Annotated in this window: 4 protein-coding genes; 1 reads left to right on the top strand and 3 read right to left on the bottom strand. The window is 60.8% G+C overall.

The features are described 5' to 3' along the window. Positions 1–12: 12 nt before the first annotated feature. The 3 genes from ACZ0AV_RS20185 to ACZ0AV_RS20175 are packed head-to-tail and all read right to left on the bottom strand — an operon-like array spanning position 13 to position 4,918. Positions 13–1,386 carry an HlyD family type I secretion periplasmic adaptor subunit gene (locus ACZ0AV_RS20185; RefSeq protein ID WP_499152671.1) on the bottom strand — a complete coding sequence of 458 codons (1,374 nt, stop codon included), beginning with the start codon at positions 1,384–1,386 and terminating at the stop codon, positions 13–15. Next, complete coding sequence (locus tag ACZ0AV_RS20180; protein ID WP_499152670.1) at positions 1,376–3,532, bottom strand: type I secretion system permease/ATPase; 2,157 nt, start codon at positions 3,530–3,532, stop codon at positions 1,376–1,378. Before ACZ0AV_RS20180 ends, ACZ0AV_RS20185 begins: the two co-directional genes overlap by 11 nt. A gap of 33 nt (positions 3,533–3,565) precedes the next feature. Next, positions 3,566–4,918: a TolC family outer membrane protein gene (locus ACZ0AV_RS20175; RefSeq protein WP_499152669.1), complete on the bottom strand. Its 1,353-nt coding sequence runs from the start codon at positions 4,916–4,918 to the stop codon at positions 3,566–3,568. A gap of 307 nt (positions 4,919–5,225) precedes the next feature. On the opposite strand from ACZ0AV_RS20175, the gene ACZ0AV_RS20170 reads away from it, so the two are divergent. Next, positions 5,226–20,486 carry an Ig-like domain-containing protein gene (locus ACZ0AV_RS20170; RefSeq protein ID WP_499152668.1) on the top strand — a complete coding sequence of 5,087 codons (15,261 nt, stop codon included), beginning with the start codon at positions 5,226–5,228 and terminating at the stop codon, positions 20,484–20,486. Positions 20,487–20,509: the final 23 nt, after the last annotated feature.

Genomic DNA, 20,509 nt, shown 5'->3' with positions numbered 1-20,509 from the left:
GCAGACCGCCCGTCAGCGCTCGCGCAGCGCCTCCGCACGGGCACGGGTGATGGGCTTGAGCAGATAGCTGAGGACGCTTTTCTTGCCGGTGATGATGTCCACCGACGTGACCATGCCGGGGATGATGAGCAGCGGGCGCTCTTCGGTGCCCAGATGACTCTTCTCGGTGCGCAGCTTGATCAGGTAGAAGCTGTTGCCTTCCTCGTCGGTCACGGTGTCGGCACCAATCTGTTCGAGCGTGGCCTTCAGGCCGCCATAGATGGTGTAGTCGTAGGCGGTGAACTTCACCACCGCTTCCTGACCAGGGTGCAGGAAGGCGATGTCCTGCGGACGGATGCGCGCCTCGACCAGCAGGGTGTCATCGATCGGCACGATCTCGATCATATCGCTGCCGGGCTGAATCACGCCGCCGATGGTATTGACCAGCAGTTGCTTGACGATACCGCGCACGGGCGAAGTGACCAGGGTGCGGTTGACCCTGTCCTCGAGCGCGCGGCCAGTCGACTCGATCTTGCTAAGGTCGGTGCGCACCTCGTTCAGTTGCGTCAACGCCTCGCTGCGGAAACGCCCACGGGTCTCGTCGATCTTGCGCTCCACTTCCTTGATTGCCGCCTCGGCGCGTGGAATGGCCAGGCCGGTGGCCTCCAACTGCCCGCGGCTCTCTACCTCGGCACGCTTGAGGCGCAGCACTTCGACCGGTGAAACCGCACCCTCGGCAACCAGTGGCTCGGACATGCGAATTTCCTGGCGCAGCAGTTCCAGGCTGTTACGGAACTGGCCCTGCTTGGAGACGAACTCGCGGACTTCCTGGCGGCGCTGGGTCAACTGCTCCTGCAGGCCGGCCACCTCGTCCTGCAACTGCTGTTGACGACTGAGAAACAGCTGTCGTTCACTTTGCGCCAGCCCCGGGGCCTTTGCAGCGATATCTTCAGGAATCATCAACTCGCGCCCCTCGACCTCGGCACTCAGGCGCTCCACGCGCATGGCCAGCGACAAGCGATCAGCCTCGGTTTCGCCAACGTTCGAGGCGAAGCGGGTGTCATCCAGGCGCAGCAAAGGCGCACCGGCCTCGACCACCTGGCCCTCGCGCACGAACAGCTCGGAAACGATACCGCCTTCGAGGTTCTGGATTTTCTGCACGCGAGATGAAGGGATGGCCTTGCCATCGCCACGGGTGACTTCATCGACCTCGGCGTAATTGGCCCACAACAGGCAAAACACCACGAACGCGATCACGCCCCACAGGGTCAAGCGCATGACACGAGGCGCATCCTCGATGAGCGCCTTGCGCACTTCGGGCAGCGGCTCGTCACCCACCTCGTCACGAGGACCGAAATAGGAAGCGGCGCCGCGAAAGAAGCGTGTGAAGGCGCGTTTAACTGACACTGATCTGCCCCTTCTTCAACGCCTCCATGACGCTCTCCTTCGGACCATCGGCGATGATGCGCCCCCGGTCAACGATGACCAGACGGTCGACCAGAGTCAGCATCGAGGCTCGGTGAGTGACCAACAGCAGCGTCTTGTTCTTGCTGATAGCCGCCAGACGTTGCTTGAGGCGCTCCTCGCCGGTGTTGTCCATCGCGCTGGTGGGCTCGTCGAGCAACAGAATCGGCGGGTCGAGCAGCAGGGCGCGTGCCAGCGCGACGTTCTGTCGCTGGCCGCCAGAAAGGTTCTGGCCGCGCTCGCCTACCTGCAATTCGTAGCCATTGGGGTGCAGCCTGGCGAACTCATGGACACCGGCCAGTTCGGCGGCCTGCAGCACCAGTTCGTCCTCGACGTAGCGGGCACCGGATACCAGGTTGTCGCGCAGCGTGCCGGAAAACAGCTGGATATCCTGCGGCACGTAGCCAATGTTGTAACGCACGTCGCTGACGTCCAGCTGACGCACGTCGATGCCATCGACCAACAGGCTGCCGGCATCGGCCTGATAAAGGCCCACGATAAGTTTGGCCAGGGAGCTCTTGCCGGAGCCACTGCGCCCGATGATGCCGACCTTCTCGCCCGGCCGGATCATCAGGTTGATGTTCTGCAACGCCGCCTGCTGTTGATCGGGATAATGAAATTCCAGCTGGCGAAACTCGATGCCGCCCTGCAGCGTCTGGCGCTTGAGGGGCCGCTCGTCTGCCTGTCGCTCTTGGGGCAGCTCCATCATCTGGTTGACGGAATCAAGCGTGACGCGTGCCTGCTGGTAGCGGATCAGCAACCCGGATATCTGCGCCAATGGGCCCAGAGCACGCGAGCTGAGCATATAGCAGGCGATCAGACCGCCCATGCTCAGGTTTCCCGCGATGATCTGGTAGACACCGAGCACGATGATCACCACGCCCGCCAGTTGCTGCAGCAGCAGTGTCGTGTTCATGGCCAGGCTCGACAGCATGCGCGCCTTCAACTCGAAGCGGCCAAGTGTGCCGATAGTCTGCTCCCACAGGTACTGGCGCTCACTCTCGGCGTTGTTGACCTTTACCGCATCGAGGCCAGCCAGGCTCTCGATCAGCCCGGACTGCCGCTCGGCAGCCAGCGCCATGCTGCGTTCCATGGTCTGCGCCAACGGCCGTTGCAGAGCCCAGCCAATCAGGGCAACCAGCGGGAATGCGATAATCGGAATCCACACCAGGTGTCCACCCAGGTAGGCGATGACGGCAAGAATGAGAATGGTGAATGGCAGGTCGATCACACTCGCCAGCGTCAGCGAGGCAAGGAAGTCCCTGAGGCTCTGAAACTCGTGAATGTTCTGCGCAAAACTGCCGACCCGCGCCGGACGATGCTTCATGGCCATGCCGATGATGCGCTCGAACAGCGTGGAGGAGATGATCATGTCGGTTTTCTTGCCCGCCAGATCGAGACACATCCCGCGCAAGGTCTTGAGCAGCAGATCGAAAATGAACACGCCGCAAATGCCGATCGCCAGCACCCACAGCGTCGCCTCGGCCTGGTTGGGCACAACGCGGTCATAGACGTTCATCACGAACAGAGGCGTTACCAGGCCGATCAGGTTGATCAACAGGCTGGCAGCCACCGCATCCACGTACAGCCAGCGAGAGCGCTTGAGGGTATCGCGAAACCAGGAACTGGCCTGCGGCACCAGCTCGCCACGAGTAAAATCGAACTTGTGCTGGGGCTGGGCGAAGAACACTCGCCCACTGTAATCCTCGGCCAGCTTCTCGACACTGACCCGCACTTCACCGCCTTCGGTCTCGCTGGGCATGATCCGCGCCTGCCCCTCGGCCTCCCAGCCAAGCAGCAGGGCGCTGCGCCCATCGCGCAGCAGGAGCAGCGCGGGCATGGCCAACTCAGGGATTTTCTCCAGGCTACGCCGCAGCCAGCGGCCTTGCAGCCCGGCGCGGGCCGCGGCACGTGGCAGCAAGTCGGCGTTCAGGCGTTGCTTCGGCAGGGGCAAGCCTGCGGTGAGCATTGCCCTGCTGACGGATTTCTGATGAAGACTGCACAACGACAGCAGACTATCCAGCAGAGGATCGTCGTAGCGATCACGGGGATCGTTACGCGGCTGGGACGGATCAGGTTCTACTGCCACTGCGCTATTACTCTTTACCTAAAAAACCTGACTCTAGTTCAACTTGGGCAGTTGCACATCAGCCTTGATGACATCCAGCGGCACCGATGCGACGGGCGCCGCGATGCCCTGGCTCTTGAGCAGCGTGCCGGTCGTTGCCTTGATACGGTAGTGCGTGAACAGCTCGGTGAAGCGTACTTCTTCCAGGCGACGAGCGGCGGTGAAGTACTCGTTTTCGCTGTCCAGGAGATCGAGCAGCGTACGCTCGCCCAGACCGAACTGCTTCTGATAGGAGTCACGCACGCGTGAACTGTGATCGACGTACTGCTGGGCGATGGGCAGTTGCGCACGCGCATTCTGCAGCGCGTTCCAGGCCAGGCCCACTTCTTCGTTGAGCACGCGCAGTGCGTTATTGCGGATATCCATTGCCTGGCTGCTCAGGTAAGCCCTGGAGCGCACGTTGGCGCTGTCGCTACCGCCAGCGTATAGGTTGTAGCGCATGCGGAGCATGGCCTGCCATTCGTTGCTCTGCCCCTCGACACCATCAATATTGTGGTTGGCGCCCGTCGACACCTCCGCGTCGAAGCGAGGATAGAAAGAAGACCTGGCTGCCTGGTACTGCGCCTCGGCGGCCTTCACATCGGCTTCCGCAGAGCTGATATTCGGGTTGTTGGCCATCAGCTCGTCACGCGCAGCGGTCAGGTTTTCCGGCAGATGCACGCCCATGCTGTCGGGCATGCTCAAGTCACTGGCTTCACGCCCCACCACACTGAGAAAGGTGACCTGCGCATCGGCCAGGTTGGTCTGCTCGGTGAGCAGGTTGTTACGCGCCTGAGCGAGACGCGCCTCGGCCTGGTCGAGGTCCGCCATGCGCCCTACTCCGCGCTCGCTACGCAGGGAAATCTGATCGTAGATGCGTTCATGGCTACGCAGGTTGTCTTCAGCCAGACGCAGTAAATTCTGGCGCTGCAGCACCTCGAGATAGACTTGGGCCACCTCCAGCGCCGTGCGCTCGGAATTGGCCATCAAGGCATAGGCCCGGGCATTGACGGTAGCGCGCTGACGAGCCACTTCGCCCCGCGTGGCAAAACCATCAAAGAGCATCTGCTGTACGGTCAGGCTCGATTCCGAACGATTGAGCGTGCGGTAGCCGCGGTCATCGACACCACGCGTACTGTTGTTGTCGGTGCCTTCGCGGCCGTAGCCGGCCTGGATTTCGACCCGCGGCAGGTAACCACCCTTGGCCGCTTTCATGTCCTCTTCGACCGCCAGGCGTGCGTTGATGCCGGACTGGATTTCGGGGTGCACGTTGAGTGCATTCTGCATGGCCTCGGTGAGCGTTTGGCCATGCGCCGAAAAGGAAATCGCGAGGGCAAGAGGCAGTGCTGCAAAAAAACGCATGGTCAAAAAATTCCCTATGAAAGACGACGCGTCGTCGGTCGGTATCAAGTCGCTGCGGAACCAGCCGACAGCCTATCATTGCATCTTGGTCTGCAGCGATTCACAGTAGCGCCGAATATCCGAAAGTAGCAAAACGACATCACTTCCATGCGATTGTTTATGGACAGCGCAACGAGTCAATAGTCTGGCGATCAATAATCACCTTTTTAATTCTCGCCAATTATATGACAAAAGAATTTTCAGCAATATCCGCTATAAGGGTATAGCTGTATTTCACAGGATTTAGTTCGCGCACGCGCGCACGGAGCTGTTTATGAGCAATTTCGCTGCTGTCATCAAATCGTTGATCGGCCAGGTATTCGTCATGTCTGTTGACGGGGTCAGACGCCAGGTCTTCGAGGGTGATCGTATTTTCGCAGGTGAGCAGGTCATCACCGCGGACGGCGGCTCCGTCACCCTGGAGCTGGCAGACGGCGAAGTGGTCAGCCTGGGGGCAAATGCCACCTGGCAGGCGGGCAATCCGCAGGAGCAGGACGTTGCGGATAACTCAAATCAGGCGTCAAGCGAGTTCGAGCAGGCACTTGCTGCGGGCCTTGACCCGACGACAGACCTGGAGCCAACCGCAGCAGGGCAAAGCGCAGCTGGCGGTGCAGGCGGCGGCGGTGGTCACGCCCCGGTGATGCTGAGCGAGACGGCTCAGCGCGTCGACCCGACCATCGGCTTTGAAACCTCGGGTCCAAGTACGTCTGCCTTCAACCTTATCGAAGATGATTCCGCTGCACTGTTTGCCGACGCCACTCCTGCAGGAAGCGCAGCAGCCGACACCACGGCGCCGTTCGTCACCATCGGCATCGACCCGATCAGCGGCGATGATGTGCTCAATCGCGCCGAACTGGGAGGCGCCACGGTAGCCGTCACCGGCACTGTCGGCGGCGAGGCACAACTGGGCGATGCAATCAGCCTGAATGTAGGCGGCACTGCCTTCACCGGTTCGGTAATCGACATCGGCAACGGCGTTCTGGGCTTCAGCATTCCTGTCGCCGCCAGCGCACTGGGCGCTGCCAGCACCCTCTCTGCCACGATCACCAACGTGGACGCAGCCGGCAACGTAGGCTCCGCCGTTGCGAATCGCCCCTACACGGTGGATAACACCGCGCCGCTGATCACCGTCGATGCGCCTGCTATCAGCAACGACACGACGCCGACCATCACCGGCACGACCGATGCGCCAGTGGGCAGTACGGTCACGTTGACCATCACCCAAGGCGCTACCGTCCTGACCACGACAGCAATCGTGGTGGCAGGCGGCACTTACTCGGTTGATGCACCGGCTGGGCTGGCTGAGGGCTCTTACACTGTTGATGCTACCGTTACCGATGCTGCCGGCAACACAGGTTCGGCCAATGACTCGGGTGCCATCGACACCACCGCCCCACTGATCACTGTCGATGCGCCTGCCATCAGCAACGACACGACTCCAAACATCACCGGCACAACCGATGCGCCGGTTGGCAGCACGGTCACGTTGACGGTTACCCAGGGCAACACGACCTTTACGGTAACTACACCGGTTCTGGCCGGCGGCACCTACAACGTCGAGCTGAATCAGCCACTGGCTGAGGGGCCGTACTCCATTGATGCCGCCGTTACCGATGCTGCCGGCAATACCGGCTCGGCCAACGACTCGGGTGCCATCGACACCACCGCGCCGCTGATCACTGTCGATGCGCCTGCCATCAGCAACGACACCACGCCCATCATCACCGGCACGACCGACGCGCCAGCGGGGAGCACGGTGACGCTGACCATCACCCAAGGGGCAACAGTTCTGACCACCACTGCGATCGTGGTGGCAGGCGGCACTTACTCGGTTGCTGCGCCGGCTGGCTTGGCTGAAGGCTCTTATACTGTTGATGCCACCGTTACCGATGCTGCTGGCAATACCGGCTCGGCCAACGACAGCGGCGCCATCGACACCACCGCTCCACTGATCACCGTCGATGCGCCTGTAATCAGCAACGATACGACTCCAAATATTACCGGCACTACCGATGCGCCGGTTGGCAGCACAGTTACGTTAACCATCACCCAAGGCGCTACCGTCCTGACCACCACTGTGATCGTAGTGGCAGGCGGTACTTACTCGGTTGCTGCGCCGGCTGGGCTGGCTGAAGGCTCTTACACCGTTGATGCCACAGTCACCGACGCAGCCGGCAACACAGGCTCGGCAAACGACAGCGGTGCCATCGACACCACCGCGCCGCTGATCACCGTCGATGCGCCTGCAATCAGCAACGACACGACTCCAAATATCACCGGCACGACCGATGCGCCGGCTGGCAGCACGATCACGTTGACGGTTACCCAGGGCAACACGACCTTTACGGTAACTACACCGGTTCTGGCCGGCGGCACCTACAACGTCGAGCTGAATCAGCCACTGGCTGAGGGGCCGTACTCCATTGATGCCACAGTCACCGACGCAGCCGGCAACACTGGCTCGGCCAATGACTCGGGTGCCATCGACACCACCGCCCCACTGATCACCGTCGATGCGCCTGCCATCAGCAACGACACGACGCCGACCATTACCGGCACGACCGATGCGCCGGTTGGCAGCACGGTCACGCTGACCATCACCCAAGGCGCTACCGTTCTTACCACCACTGCGATCGTGGTGGCAGGCGGCACTTACTCGGCTGATGCACCAGCTGGGCTGGCTGAAGGCTCTTACACTGTTGATGCCACAGTCACCGACGCAGCTGGCAACACCGGCTCGGCCAACGACTCGGGTGCCATCGACACCACTGCGCCGCTGATCACCGTCGATGCGCCTGCAATCAGCAACGACACGACGCCCATCATCACCGGCACGACCGATGCGCCGGTTGGCAGTACCGTTACGTTGACGGTTACCCAAGGCAGCACAGTTCTGACCACAACTGCGATCGTGGTAGCAGGCGGCACTTACTCGGTTGATGCACCGGCTGGCTTGGCTGAAGGCTCTTACACCGTCGACGCCACAGTTACCGACGCAGCCGGCAACACAGGCTCCGCTAATGACAGCGGCGCCATCGATACAACCGCTCCACTGATCACCGTTGATGCACCTGCCATCAGCAACGATACGACTCCAAACATCACCGGCACCACCGATGCGCCGGTTGGCAGCACGGTCACGTTGACGGTTACCCAGGGCAACGCGACCTTTACGGTCACTACACCAGTTTTGGCCGGCGGCACCTACAACGTCGAGCTGAATCAGCCATTGGCTGAGGGCCCGTATTCCGTTGATGCCACAGTCACCGACGCTGCCGGCAACACTGGCTCCGCTAACGACAGCGGTGCCATCGATACCACCGCCCCACTGATCACCGTCGATGCGCCTGCTATCAGCAACGACACGACGCCGACCATCACCGGCACGACCGATGCGCCAGTGGGCAGTACGGTCACGTTGACCATCACCCAAGGCGCTACCGTCCTGACCACGACAGCAATCGTGGTGGCAGGCGGCACTTACTCGGTTGATGCACCGGCTGGGCTGGCTGAGGGCTCTTACACTGTTGATGCTACCGTTACCGATGCTGCCGGCAACACAGGTTCGGCCAATGACTCGGGTGCCATCGACACCACCGCCCCACTGATCACTGTCGATGCGCCTGCCATCAGCAACGACACGACTCCAAACATCACCGGCACCACCGATGCGCCGGTTGGCAGCACGGTCACGTTGACGGTTACCCAGGGCAACACGACCTTTACGGTAACTACACCGGTTCTGGCCGGCGGCACCTACAACGTCGAGCTGAATCAGCCATTGGCTGAGGGTCCGTACTCCATTGATGCCACAGTTACCGACGCAGCGGGGAATACCGGTTCGGCTAATGACAGCGGCGCCATCGACACTACCGCGCCGCTGATCACTGTCGATGCGCCTGCCATCAGCAACGACACGACGCCGACCATCACCGGCACGACCGACGCGCCGGTTGGCAGCACAGTCACGCTGACCATCACCCAAGGCGCTACCGTCCTGACCACCACTGCGATCGTGGTGGCAGGCGGCACTTATTCGGTTGATACACCGGCTGGCTTGGCTGAAGGCTCTTACACCGTCGACGCCACAGTTACCGACGCGGCCGGCAACACAGGCTCCGCTAATGACAGCGGTGCCATCGATACCACCGCGCCGCTGATCACCGTTGATGCACCCGCAATCAGCAACGACACGACGCCGACCATTACCGGCACGACCGACGCGCCGGTTGGCAGCACGGTCACGTTGACGGTTACCCAGGGCAACACGACCTTTACGGTCACTACACCGGTTCTGGCCGGCGGCACCTACAACGTCGAGCTGAATCAGCCATTGGCTGAGGGCCCTTACACCGTTGATGCCATAGTCACCGATGCAGCCGGCAACACAGGTTCGGCCAACGATTCGGGTGCCATCGACACCACCGCCCCACTGATCACCGTTGATGCACCCGCAATCAGCAACGACACGACGCCGACCATCACCGGCACGACCGATGCGCCGGTTGGCAGCACGGTCACGTTGACGGTTACCCAGGGCAACACGACCTTTACGGTAACTACACCGGTTCTGGCCGGCGGCACCTACAACGTCGAGCTGAATCAGCCACTGGCTGAGGGGCCGTACTCCATTGATGCCGCCGTTACCGATGCTGCCGGCAATACCGGCTCGGCCAACGACTCGGGTGCCATCGACACCACTGCTCCGCTGATCACCGTCGATGCGCCTGCCATCAGCAACGATACGACGCCCATCATCACCGGCACCACCGATGCGCCAGTGGGCAGCACGGTCACGTTGACGGTTACCCAGGGCAATACCAGCTTTACCGTGACCACACCGGTTCTGGCCGGCGGCACCTACAACGTCGAGCTGAATCAGCCATTGGCTGAGGGGCCGTACTCCATTGATGCCACCGTTACCGATGCTGCTGGCAACACAGGCTCCGCTAACGACAGCGGTGCCATCGACACCACCGCCCCACTGATCACCGTCGATGCACCTGCCATCAGCAACGACACGACGCCGACCATTACCGGCACGACCGACGCGCCGGTTGGCAGCACGGTCACGTTGACCATCACCCAAGGCGCTACCGTCCTGACCACGACAGCAATCGTGGTGGCAGGCGGCACTTATACGGCTGATGCACCGGCTGGCCTGGCTGAGGGCTCTTACACTGTTGATGCTACCGTTACCGATGCTGCCGGCAACACAGGTTCGGCCAATGACTCGGGTGCCATCGACACCACCGCCCCACTGATCACTGTCGATGCGCCTGCCATCAGCAACGACACGACTCCAAACATCACCGGCACCACCGATGCGCCGGTTGGCAGCACGGTCACGTTGACGGTTACCCAGGGCAACACGACCTTTACGGTAACTACACCGGTTCTGGCCGGCGGCACCTACAACGTCGAGCTGAATCAGCCACTGGCTGAGGGGCCGTACTCCATTGATGCCGCCGTTACCGATGCTGCCGGCAATACCGGCTCGGCCAACGACTCGGGTGCCATCGACACCACCGCCCCGCTGATCACTGTCGATGCACCTGCAATCAGCAATGACACCACGCCCATCATCACCGGCACGACTAATGCGCCAGTTGGCAGCACGGTCACGCTTACGGTTACCCAGGGCAACACGACCTTCACGGTGACCACACCGGTACTCACTGGTGGCATCTACAACGTCGAACTGAATCAGCCATTGGCTGAGGGTCCGTACTCCATTGATGCCACAGTCACCGACGCAGCGGGCAATACCGGCTCGGCCAACGACTCGGGCGCCATCGACACCACTGCCCCACTGATCACCGTTGATGCACCCGCAATCAGCAACGACACGACGCCGACCATTACCGGCACGACCGATGCGCAGGTTGGCAGCACAGTCACGCTGACCATCACCCAAGGCGCTACCGTTCTTACCACCACTGCGATCGTGGTGGCAGGCGGCACTTATTCGGTTGATACACCGGCTGGCTTGGCTGAAGGCTCTTACACTGTCGACGCCACAGTTACCGACGCGGCCGGCAACACAGGCTCGGCCAACGACTCGGGTGCCATCGACACCACCGCCCCACTGATCACCGTCGATGCACCTGCCATCAGCAACGACACGACGCCGACCATTACCGGCACGACCGACGCGCCGGTTGGCAGCACGGTCACGTTGACGGTTACCCAGGGCAACACGACCTTTACGGTCACTACACCGGTTCTGGCCGGCGGCACCTACAACGTCGAGCTGAATCAGCCATTGGCTGAGGGCCCGTATTCCGTTGATGCCACAGTCACCGACGCAGCCGGCAATACCGGCTCGGCCAACGACTCGGGTGCCATCGACACCACCGCCCCACTGATCACCGTCGATGCGCCTGCCATCAGCAACGACACGACGCCCATCATCACCGGCACGACTAATGCGCCGGTTGGCAGCACGGTCACGCTTACGGTTACCCAGGGCAACACGACCTTTACGGTGACCACACCAGTTTTGGCCGGCGGCACCTACAACGTCGAGCTGAATCAGCCATTGGCTGAGGGGCCGTACTCCATTGATGCCACCGTTACCGACGCAGCCGGCAACACTGGCTCGGCCAACGACTCGGGTGCCATCGACACCACCGCGCCGCTGATCACTGTCGATGCGCCTGCCATCAGCAACGACACCACGCCCATCATCACCGGCACGACCGACGCGCCAGCGGGCAGCACGGTGACGCTGACCATCACCCAAGGGGCAACAGTTCTGACCACCACTGCGATCGTGGTGGCAGGCGGCACTTACTCGGTTGCTGCGCCGGCTGGCTTGGCTGAAGGCTCTTATACTGTTGATGCCACCGTTACCGATGCTGCTGGCAATACCGGCTCGGCCAACGACAGCGGCGCCATCGATACCACCGCCCCACTGATCACTGTCGATGCGCCTGCCATCAGCAACGACACGACTCCAAACATCACCGGCACCACCGATGCGCCGGTTGGCAGCACGGTCACGTTGACGGTTACCCAGGGCAACACGACCTTTACGGTCACTACACCGGTTCTGGCCGGCGGCACCTACAACGTCGAGCTGAATCAGCCACTGGCTGAGGGGCCGTACTCCATTGATGCCGCCGTTACCGATGCTGCCGGCAATACCGGCTCGGCCAACGACTCGGGTGCCATCGACACCACCGCCCCGCTGATCACTGTCGATGCACCTGCAATCAGCAATGACACCACGCCCATCATCACCGGCACGACTAATGCGCCAGTTGGCAGCACGGTCACGCTTACGGTTACCCAGGGCAACACGACCTTCACGGTGACCACACCGGTACTCACTGGTGGCATCTACAACGTCGAACTGAATCAGCCATTGGCTGAGGGTCCGTACTCCATTGATGCCACAGTCACCGACGCAGCGGGCAATACCGGCTCGGCCAACGACTCGGGCGCCATCGACACCACTGCCCCACTGATCACCGTTGATGCACCCGCAATCAGCAACGACACGACGCCGACCATCACCGGCACGACCGATGCGCCGGTTGGCAGCACAGTCACGCTGACCATCACCCAAGGCGCTACCGTTCTTACCACCACTGCGATCGTGGTGGCAGGCGGCACTTATTCGGTTGATACACCGGCTGGCTTGGCTGAAGGCTCTTACACCGTCGACGCCACAGTTACCGACGCGGCCGGCAACACAGGCTCCGCTAATGACAGCGGTGCCATCGATACCACCGCGCCGCTGATCACCGTTGATGCACCCGCAATCAGCAACGACACGACGCCGACCATTACCGGCACGACCGATGCGCCGGTTGGCAGCACGGTCACGTTGACGGTTACCCAGGGCAATACCAGCTTTACCGTGACCACACCGGTTCTGGCCGGCGGCACCTACAACGTCGAGCTGAATCAGCCATTGGCTGAGGGGCCGTACTCCATTGATGCCACCGTTACCGATGCTGCTGGCAACACAGGCTCCGCTAATGACAGCGGTGCCATCGATACCACCGCGCCGCTGATCACCGTTGATGCACCCGCAATCAGCAACGACACGACGCCGACCATCACCGGCACGACCGATGCGCCGGTTGGCAGCACGGTCACGTTGACGGTTACCCAGGGCAACACGACCTTTACGGTAACTACACCGGTTCTGGCCGGCGGCACCTACAACGTCGAGCTGAATCAGCCACTGGCTGAGGGGCCGTACTCCATTGATGCCGCCGTTACCGATGCTGCCGGCAATACCGGCTCGGCCAACGACTCGGGCGCTATCGACATTACCGCCCCGGTTCCGACCATCAACCTCGATGCCAACATTACGGCCGATGACGTGATCAACGGCACCGAAGCCGGGCAGCCGATCCCCGTAACCGGTACGGTCGGTGGCGATGCCAAGGTTGGTGATACCGTCACCTTGACCGTCAATGGCAACAGTTTCACCGGTCTGGTAGCAAACACCAGCGGCACCCTGGGTTTCAGCATCAATGTCCCCGGTGCAGACCTGATCGCCGATGCTGGCAAGACCATCACCGCCAGCATCAGCACGACCGACGCAGCAGGTAACATCGGCACAGGTTCAGACACTGAAGGCTACGGCGTCGACATCACGGCACCGACCATCACCGTCGATGCCCCAACCGTTAGCAACGACACTACCCCGAGCATTACCGGTACGACCGATGCGCCCGTTGGCAGTATCGTCACTCTGACCATTACCCAAAACGGTACGAGCTTCGCTTTCACTGCACCGGTTCTCGCTGACGGCACCTACACCGTTGATGTTCCACGAGCCCTGAGTGAAGGCCCATACGCCGTTGACGCTCAAGTTACGGATCCGGCCGGCAATACCGGTACTGCTACCGACACCGCCATCATCGACACCCTGGCCGGCACCACGGGTGCGGCTCCGGTCGTCACCATCACTGAAGATGCCAACAACGATGGTGTGATCAGCAGCGCTGAACTCAACGGTCCTATCGACGTACGCGTTGGCCTGCCGGCCGGTGCTGTCGCTGGCGACACCCTGATAATCACCAACGGCACCACGCCGCAGACCGTCACCCTGACTGCTGCGCAAATCACCGCTAGCTTCGTCACCACCACCTTCGCCAATCCTGGCGAAGGCAACAGCCTGACGGTGGAAGCCACGCTGCGCGATCAGTTCGGCAACACTTCCGAGAAAGGCACCGACAGCGCTCGCATCGACACCCTGGCCGGCACCACGGGTGCGGCTCCGGTCGTCACCATCACTGAAGATGCCAACAACGATGGTGTGATCAGCAGCGCTGAACTCAACGGTCCTATCGACGTACGCGTTGGCCTGCCGGCCGGTGCTGTCGCTGGCGACACCCTGATAATCACCAACGGCACCACGCCGCAGACCGTCACCCTGACTGCTGCGCAAATCACCGCTGGCTTCGTCACCACCAACTTCGCCAATCCTGGCGAAGGCAACAGCCTGACGGTGGAAGCCACGCTGCGCGATCAGTTCGGCAACACTTCCGAGAAAGGCACCGATAGCGCTCGCATCGACACCCTGGCCGGCACCACGGGTGCGGCTCCGGTCGTCACCATCACTGAAGATGCCAACAACGATGGTGTTATCAGCAGCGCTGAACTCAACGGCCCTATCGACGTACGTGTTGGCCTGCCGGCCGGTGCTGCCGCTGGCGACACCCTGGTAATCACCAACGGCGCCACGCCGCAGACCGTCACCCTGACTGCTGCGCAAATCACCGCTGGCTTCGTCACCACCACCTTCGCCAATCCTGGCGAAGGCAACAGCCTGACGGTGGAAGCCACGCTGCGCGATCAGTTCGGTAACACGTCGAACAAAGGCACCGACAGCGCTCGCATCGACACGCTGGCCGGGGCCACCGGGGCGGCTCCAACCGTAGAAATTCGTGAAGACATTAACAACGACGGCTTGATCGGGCAAAACGAGCTCAGCGGTGCTGTCGATGTACGGGTCGGGTTGCCGAACGGCTCTGCAGTCGGCGACACCATCCGCGTCACTGATGGCACGAGCACTCAGACCATCAAACTGACTGAAAATGACGTCAAGACGGGTCACATCGACACCACGTTCGCCAACCCGGGTGAAGGCAAGACCGTCACCGTCGAGGCGACGCTTCAGGATCAATTCGGCAACACGTCTGGCAAAGGCAGCGACCAGGCTCTGGTAAATACCGCACCTGTCGCCATCGACGATCCGGTTGGCAAAACCTACACCGTCAGCATCGGTGATCTGAATGCTGCCGGTTCACAGAGCAATAATTGGGCAGCGACAGACAGCAATAGCCTGAAAACCAGCATTGTGGCTCAAAACGGCAACGGTGAAAGTGCCGACTTGCTGCAACTGACGGTAGACCGCAACCAGAATGCGCTTGGCGTGGGCGGCACTCCACGGGCGCCGGGTTCACCAACCCCAGAGCAAATCGAATACTACAGCCAAACCGGCAAGAGCGAGTCAATCACGCTGAACTTCAGCGGCAACCTGAATCAGGCCGAGTTCACGGTCAGCCGACTCATTCCAGGAGAAGACGGTGGCGAGCAAGGCCGCTGGGTAGCGCTTTATCAAGGTGTGGAGGTGACCAGCGGCACCTTCCAGAATAGCGGTAACGGCACGGGCAAGTTTGCAATCGATACCGGGAACCAGATATTCGACAGCATTCGCTTCGAGGCCATCCCGACGGTCAACAACAGCACCGCCATCCAGGGAGACAGCTCTGACTACTTCCTGACCGGCTTCTCTGGCAGCGGTCCGGCGGCGGCCAACAGCACCTATGTCGTCAACGAGAGCCAGACGCTGACCATCAATCAGGGCAAAGGGTTGCTCAGCAACGACTCGGATAACGATACCGGGCAAACGCTGCAAGTCATCCAGATCAACGGCCAAAGCGTGCCTGCCAACGGCAAGGTGGCGCTGGCCACGGGCATGCTCACCATCAATGCCGACGGCAGCTTCAGCTTCGCGTCCAATGACAACAACCTGAAGTCTGGCGAGCTCAAGACCCAGACCTTCGAGTACACCGTAAGCGATGGCTATGGCGGCACCGCCACGGCGAAAGCCACCATCACCATTATCGGTACTGAAGTCGTCCCGACCATCGGCAGCGTCAGCGCAGCGGCCGACCCGCAAGGCCAGCAGGTCGACGAAAGCGATATTGCCGTCTTCACGGTCAAGCTCAGCAATGCCAGCAGCACGGCCACTACCTTCGACTTCGCGCTCAAAGCCGGTACGGCAACAGCTGGAACCGACTTCAGGACCGCTGCCGCGGATCTGCGGTTCAGCAATGGCGTCACTTACAACAGTGTCACTGGCAAGGTCACTGTGCCGGCTGGCGTCACCGAATTCACCGTAGGCGTTCCGACCATTGATGATGCCTCGAAAGAGCCGAACGAAGATTTCACGCTGACGGTCGGCGGTAAAGCCGGTACGGCGACCATCATCGACAATGACCTTGCCCCGACGATTACGCTGCACGCCAACATCACTGCCGATGACGTGATCAACAAGGCCGAATCGACTCAGGACATACCCGTTACCGGTACGGTAGGGGGCGATGCCAAGGTAGGCGACGCGGTCACGCTGACCGTCAATGGCAAGACCTTCACGGGCCTGGTCAGCGACACCAATGGCACGCTCGGCTTCAGCATCAAAGTGCCTGGCGCTGATCTGGCGGCCGATGCCGGTCGCACCATAAAGGCCAGCATCACCAGCAATGCTGACGGAAAAACAGGCACTGCCACGGTTACCGAAACCTACAGCGTCGACCTCACGCCTCCAGCGGCTGCAATTGATATCGTCAGAATCTCCGACGACACCGGCGCACCGGGAGACTTCATCACCCGCGACAGCAGCCTTACCGTAAGCGGCACCCTTGGTCCTCTGGGCTCTGGCGAGAAAGCCCAGATCAGCATTGATGGTGGCAAGACCTGGGTCGACTTGAGCGTCAACAACGGTGGGTGGAACTACGAAGACGGCCGCAGCTTGTCGTTGGGCGACCATACTTATCAAGTGCGGGTCATCGATGCGGCGGGCAACGTCGGTCAAACCGATACGCAGAAAGTTACCATCACCGCCAACCAGGATCCGCTTGCCGTGAACGATCCGGGCTCATCACTCGGGCTCACGGGGCAATATTATGCCTACCATGAAGGCGCGAATCTGGACGGCAGCAATCTCACGTCGCTGGCTCAGGTGCGTGCCTTTATCGGCACCCATTCGGCGGATGCGACATTCGTTGCGAATTCCATCAACTACAGCCTCGCAGAGGGTGACCTGGGGGGCGACAAGAATCTGCAAAAATTCCTTGGCTCCGATGCACCATCGCTGAATACCGACCCGGAAAACAGCAGCGATGCCATCATTCGCCTCAGCGGCACCGTTCAACTGCAGGCAGGTGAATACCAGTTCCAGGTGCGTGCAGACGATGGCTACAGCATTGCAATCGATGGCGTCGTCGTCGCCAAATTTGATGGCAACCAATCCCCCGCTGCTCGCGCAGGAGACAAATTCACCATCAGCGAAGCCGGCGCGCATACCATCGAGATCATTTATTGGGATCAGGGTGGCAATGCGGCTCTGCAACCGACGCTGAGCTTCAATGGCGGTGCCTACCAGCAACTGAGCAGCTTCTCTCCGGCACAGGCCAATCCGGCCCTGGTAACAGCCGAGGACCAAGCACTTACCATCTCGCCAAAAACACTGTTGGCCAATGACTCCGATGCCGATGGCGATAGCCTGAGCATCATCGCTGTCAGCAATGCCAAGCACGGCAGCGTGGCGCTGAACCCCGATGGAACCATCACGTTCACACCAACGGCTGATTACTTCGGCCCGGCATCGTTCAGCTATACGATCGCCGACGGCCATGGGGGAACCAGCACCGCAACCGTCAACCTGAATGTCACCGCCGTGAATGATGCACCTACGGTCATTGCCCGTGAGGTTCATGTCTCGGAGGAAGGCCTGCCAGGTGGGATTGCTGACGGCACGGGTGAAGTCGATACCACCGACGCACGAATCGTTTCCGGAAAAATGACCATTCAGGATGTCGACAGCACCAACCTGACGGTCACGTTGAGCGCCCCGACAAGCACCCTCACGTCTGGCGGGCAGAACATCACCTGGGTTGGCTCTGGCACCGCCCTGTTGATTGGTTACGTCGGCAGCGCCGCAGCGGGCAACGAGGCCGTTCGCGTCAACATCGACAACAGCGGCAACTACACGGTAACGCTGTCCAAACCGCTGGATCATGCCAGTGGCGGCGGTGAAAACCTGCTGAAACTGGGTGTCGGGGTAACCGTCAGCGACGGCGCCCTGTCCAGCTCTTCGACCCTGACCGTCAGCGTGGAAGATGACATGCCGAGCGGCGTGATATCGCGCACGCTGGACGTGCCCGTCGATACCATCGTCGTCAAGAATCTGCAAGGCGGCTGGATAAGCCCTGTGCTCGAATCAGGCTCTGCGATCACCGGTAGCAAGCTGGTCAATACCGATGGCGATAGCAAGATCGATGCGATCTACTGGGGAACCGACAGTAACAGCACCAGCTCTGGCTACACGCTGGTCGACAACCCGGCTCTGCTTGGCGGCCAGCAGGTTGCGGCGGGTTCTCTGTTCAAGATGGGCGACTTCACCCACATCAACAAACCGGTGTCGGGTTCGCCGCTGGACAAGGTCACCATGACCATGAACATGGACGTGGTCATCAATGGCACCCCCGTCAAGGTGGCATTCACCGTATTACTCGATCATACCGAAACACCGAACAGCAATGACGCAGTGGCCTCCCGAGACATCATCACCTTACCGAGCCAGGACATCACCGTCGAGCTGAACGGGCAAACGTATGTCTTCAGGCTGGAGGGGTTCAAAGACTCTAGCGGCAACATCGTCAACACCATTTATACCAACGAAAGCGCCAGCACCACTTACGAGCTGTACGGCAGCATCAACAGCACGCTGGTAATGCCAAGCGTTTCCGGTAGCGTGGCGCAAACCGCGGGTGCCGATGGCTTTGGCAGCGTCACCTGGGACAGTTTGAAAAATGATTACGGCACCCTGACCACCACCGCCGACGGGGGCTACAAATTCGTCCTCAACAAGGCAGGCTACGACCTGGTACAGGCTGGCAAACCGGTACCGAATCCCACCTTCAGCTATACCGTCAAGGACAAGGACGGTGATGCCTTCAACAGCACCCTGACCATCAAGCTGCAGGCCGACAAGAACTCGCTACCGGTGGCTAACGACAATTACGCTCAGGCGACGCTTGACGTGCAATACAGTAAAGAAAGCCAGGGTGCGGACCTTACCGTCACGGACCGTGGCGGCCTGTTCGCAGCGCCATCCAGCGGAACCCTCGGCTTTACCGTGTCGCAAGGCGGTATCGGCAAACTGACATTCAATGCAGCCTTCACCAGCGCCAGTGACAAACATACCTATACGCTTAAAGACGAGACCGGCAAGGATGTAGCCACGGGCGATCTGAAGAGCGGCAGCAACACCCTGGATAACCTGGCAGCGGGCAGATATAGCCTCGTGGTTGCGGTGCGCGATCAGACCGCCCTCAATTTCGCCGAGGCCAGCGCCGCGCTGAGAAACGTACTCATCACTACCACGCTGTTCACGCCGATCATCAATGCCGCCGCCGCAACCAGCGGCAATCTGCTCACCGATCCTAACAATCATGCCGGCAGCAGCAACGCCTGGGGCTCGGTAGACAGCCTCGGCCCGGAAGGCGCGATCATCAGCGCCATCGGTACTCATGGCGTGGCCAGCATTGGCGTGACAACGGTTCAGGGGCAATATGGCAGCCTGTCGATTTCGGCCAACGGCGCTTACACCTACACACCCACCTCGAGCCTGAGCGGTATTGGCAAGAGCGATGTGTTCACCTACACCCTGACCCAACCCGACGGCGATAGCGATAAAGCCACTCTGGTGATTGGCATCAGCGACAAGCCTTACGTTGCACCTACAGCCATTACCGGCAGCGGCTTGCTGAACGGCAGCGACGGCGACGACGTGATCATCGGCAGTGTCGGTTCCGACACGCTCAATGGCGGCGCTGGCAATGATCACCTGGAAGGCAAGTCAGGCAATGACACACTCAACGCAGGGGCTGGCAACGACATCCTGATTGGCGGTGAAGGCGATGACGTCCTTATTGGAGGCAGTGGCTCGGATACCTTCGTCTGGCATGCCGGTGATACGGGCAAGGATGTGATCAAGGACTTCACGCTCAAAGGTAACGAACGCGACACCATTGATCTGCGTGATCTGCTGCAGGGTGAAAACAGCACCAATATCACTGACTACCTGCGAGTGATCAGCACCGAAAAGGTGACCACGCTGGAAATCAGCAGCCAGGGAGAATTCGGCCATGGCGCTGCGGCCGATGTGACCATTACCCTGGAAAATAACGGTGCCCCGATAGACCTGTCCGGCTACGGCTCGAGCTCGTCGGACATGATCAACTCGCTGATCGCTCAAAGCGTTATCAAGGTCGACCAGTAATCGCTAAGCGCCCCGCCACACTT

It is taken from the genome of Pseudomonas sp. AC532 (assembly GCF_979258965.1).
The sequence above is the reverse complement of the archived record's forward strand: the minus strand, read 5'-3'. Positions and strand labels throughout refer to the sequence as shown.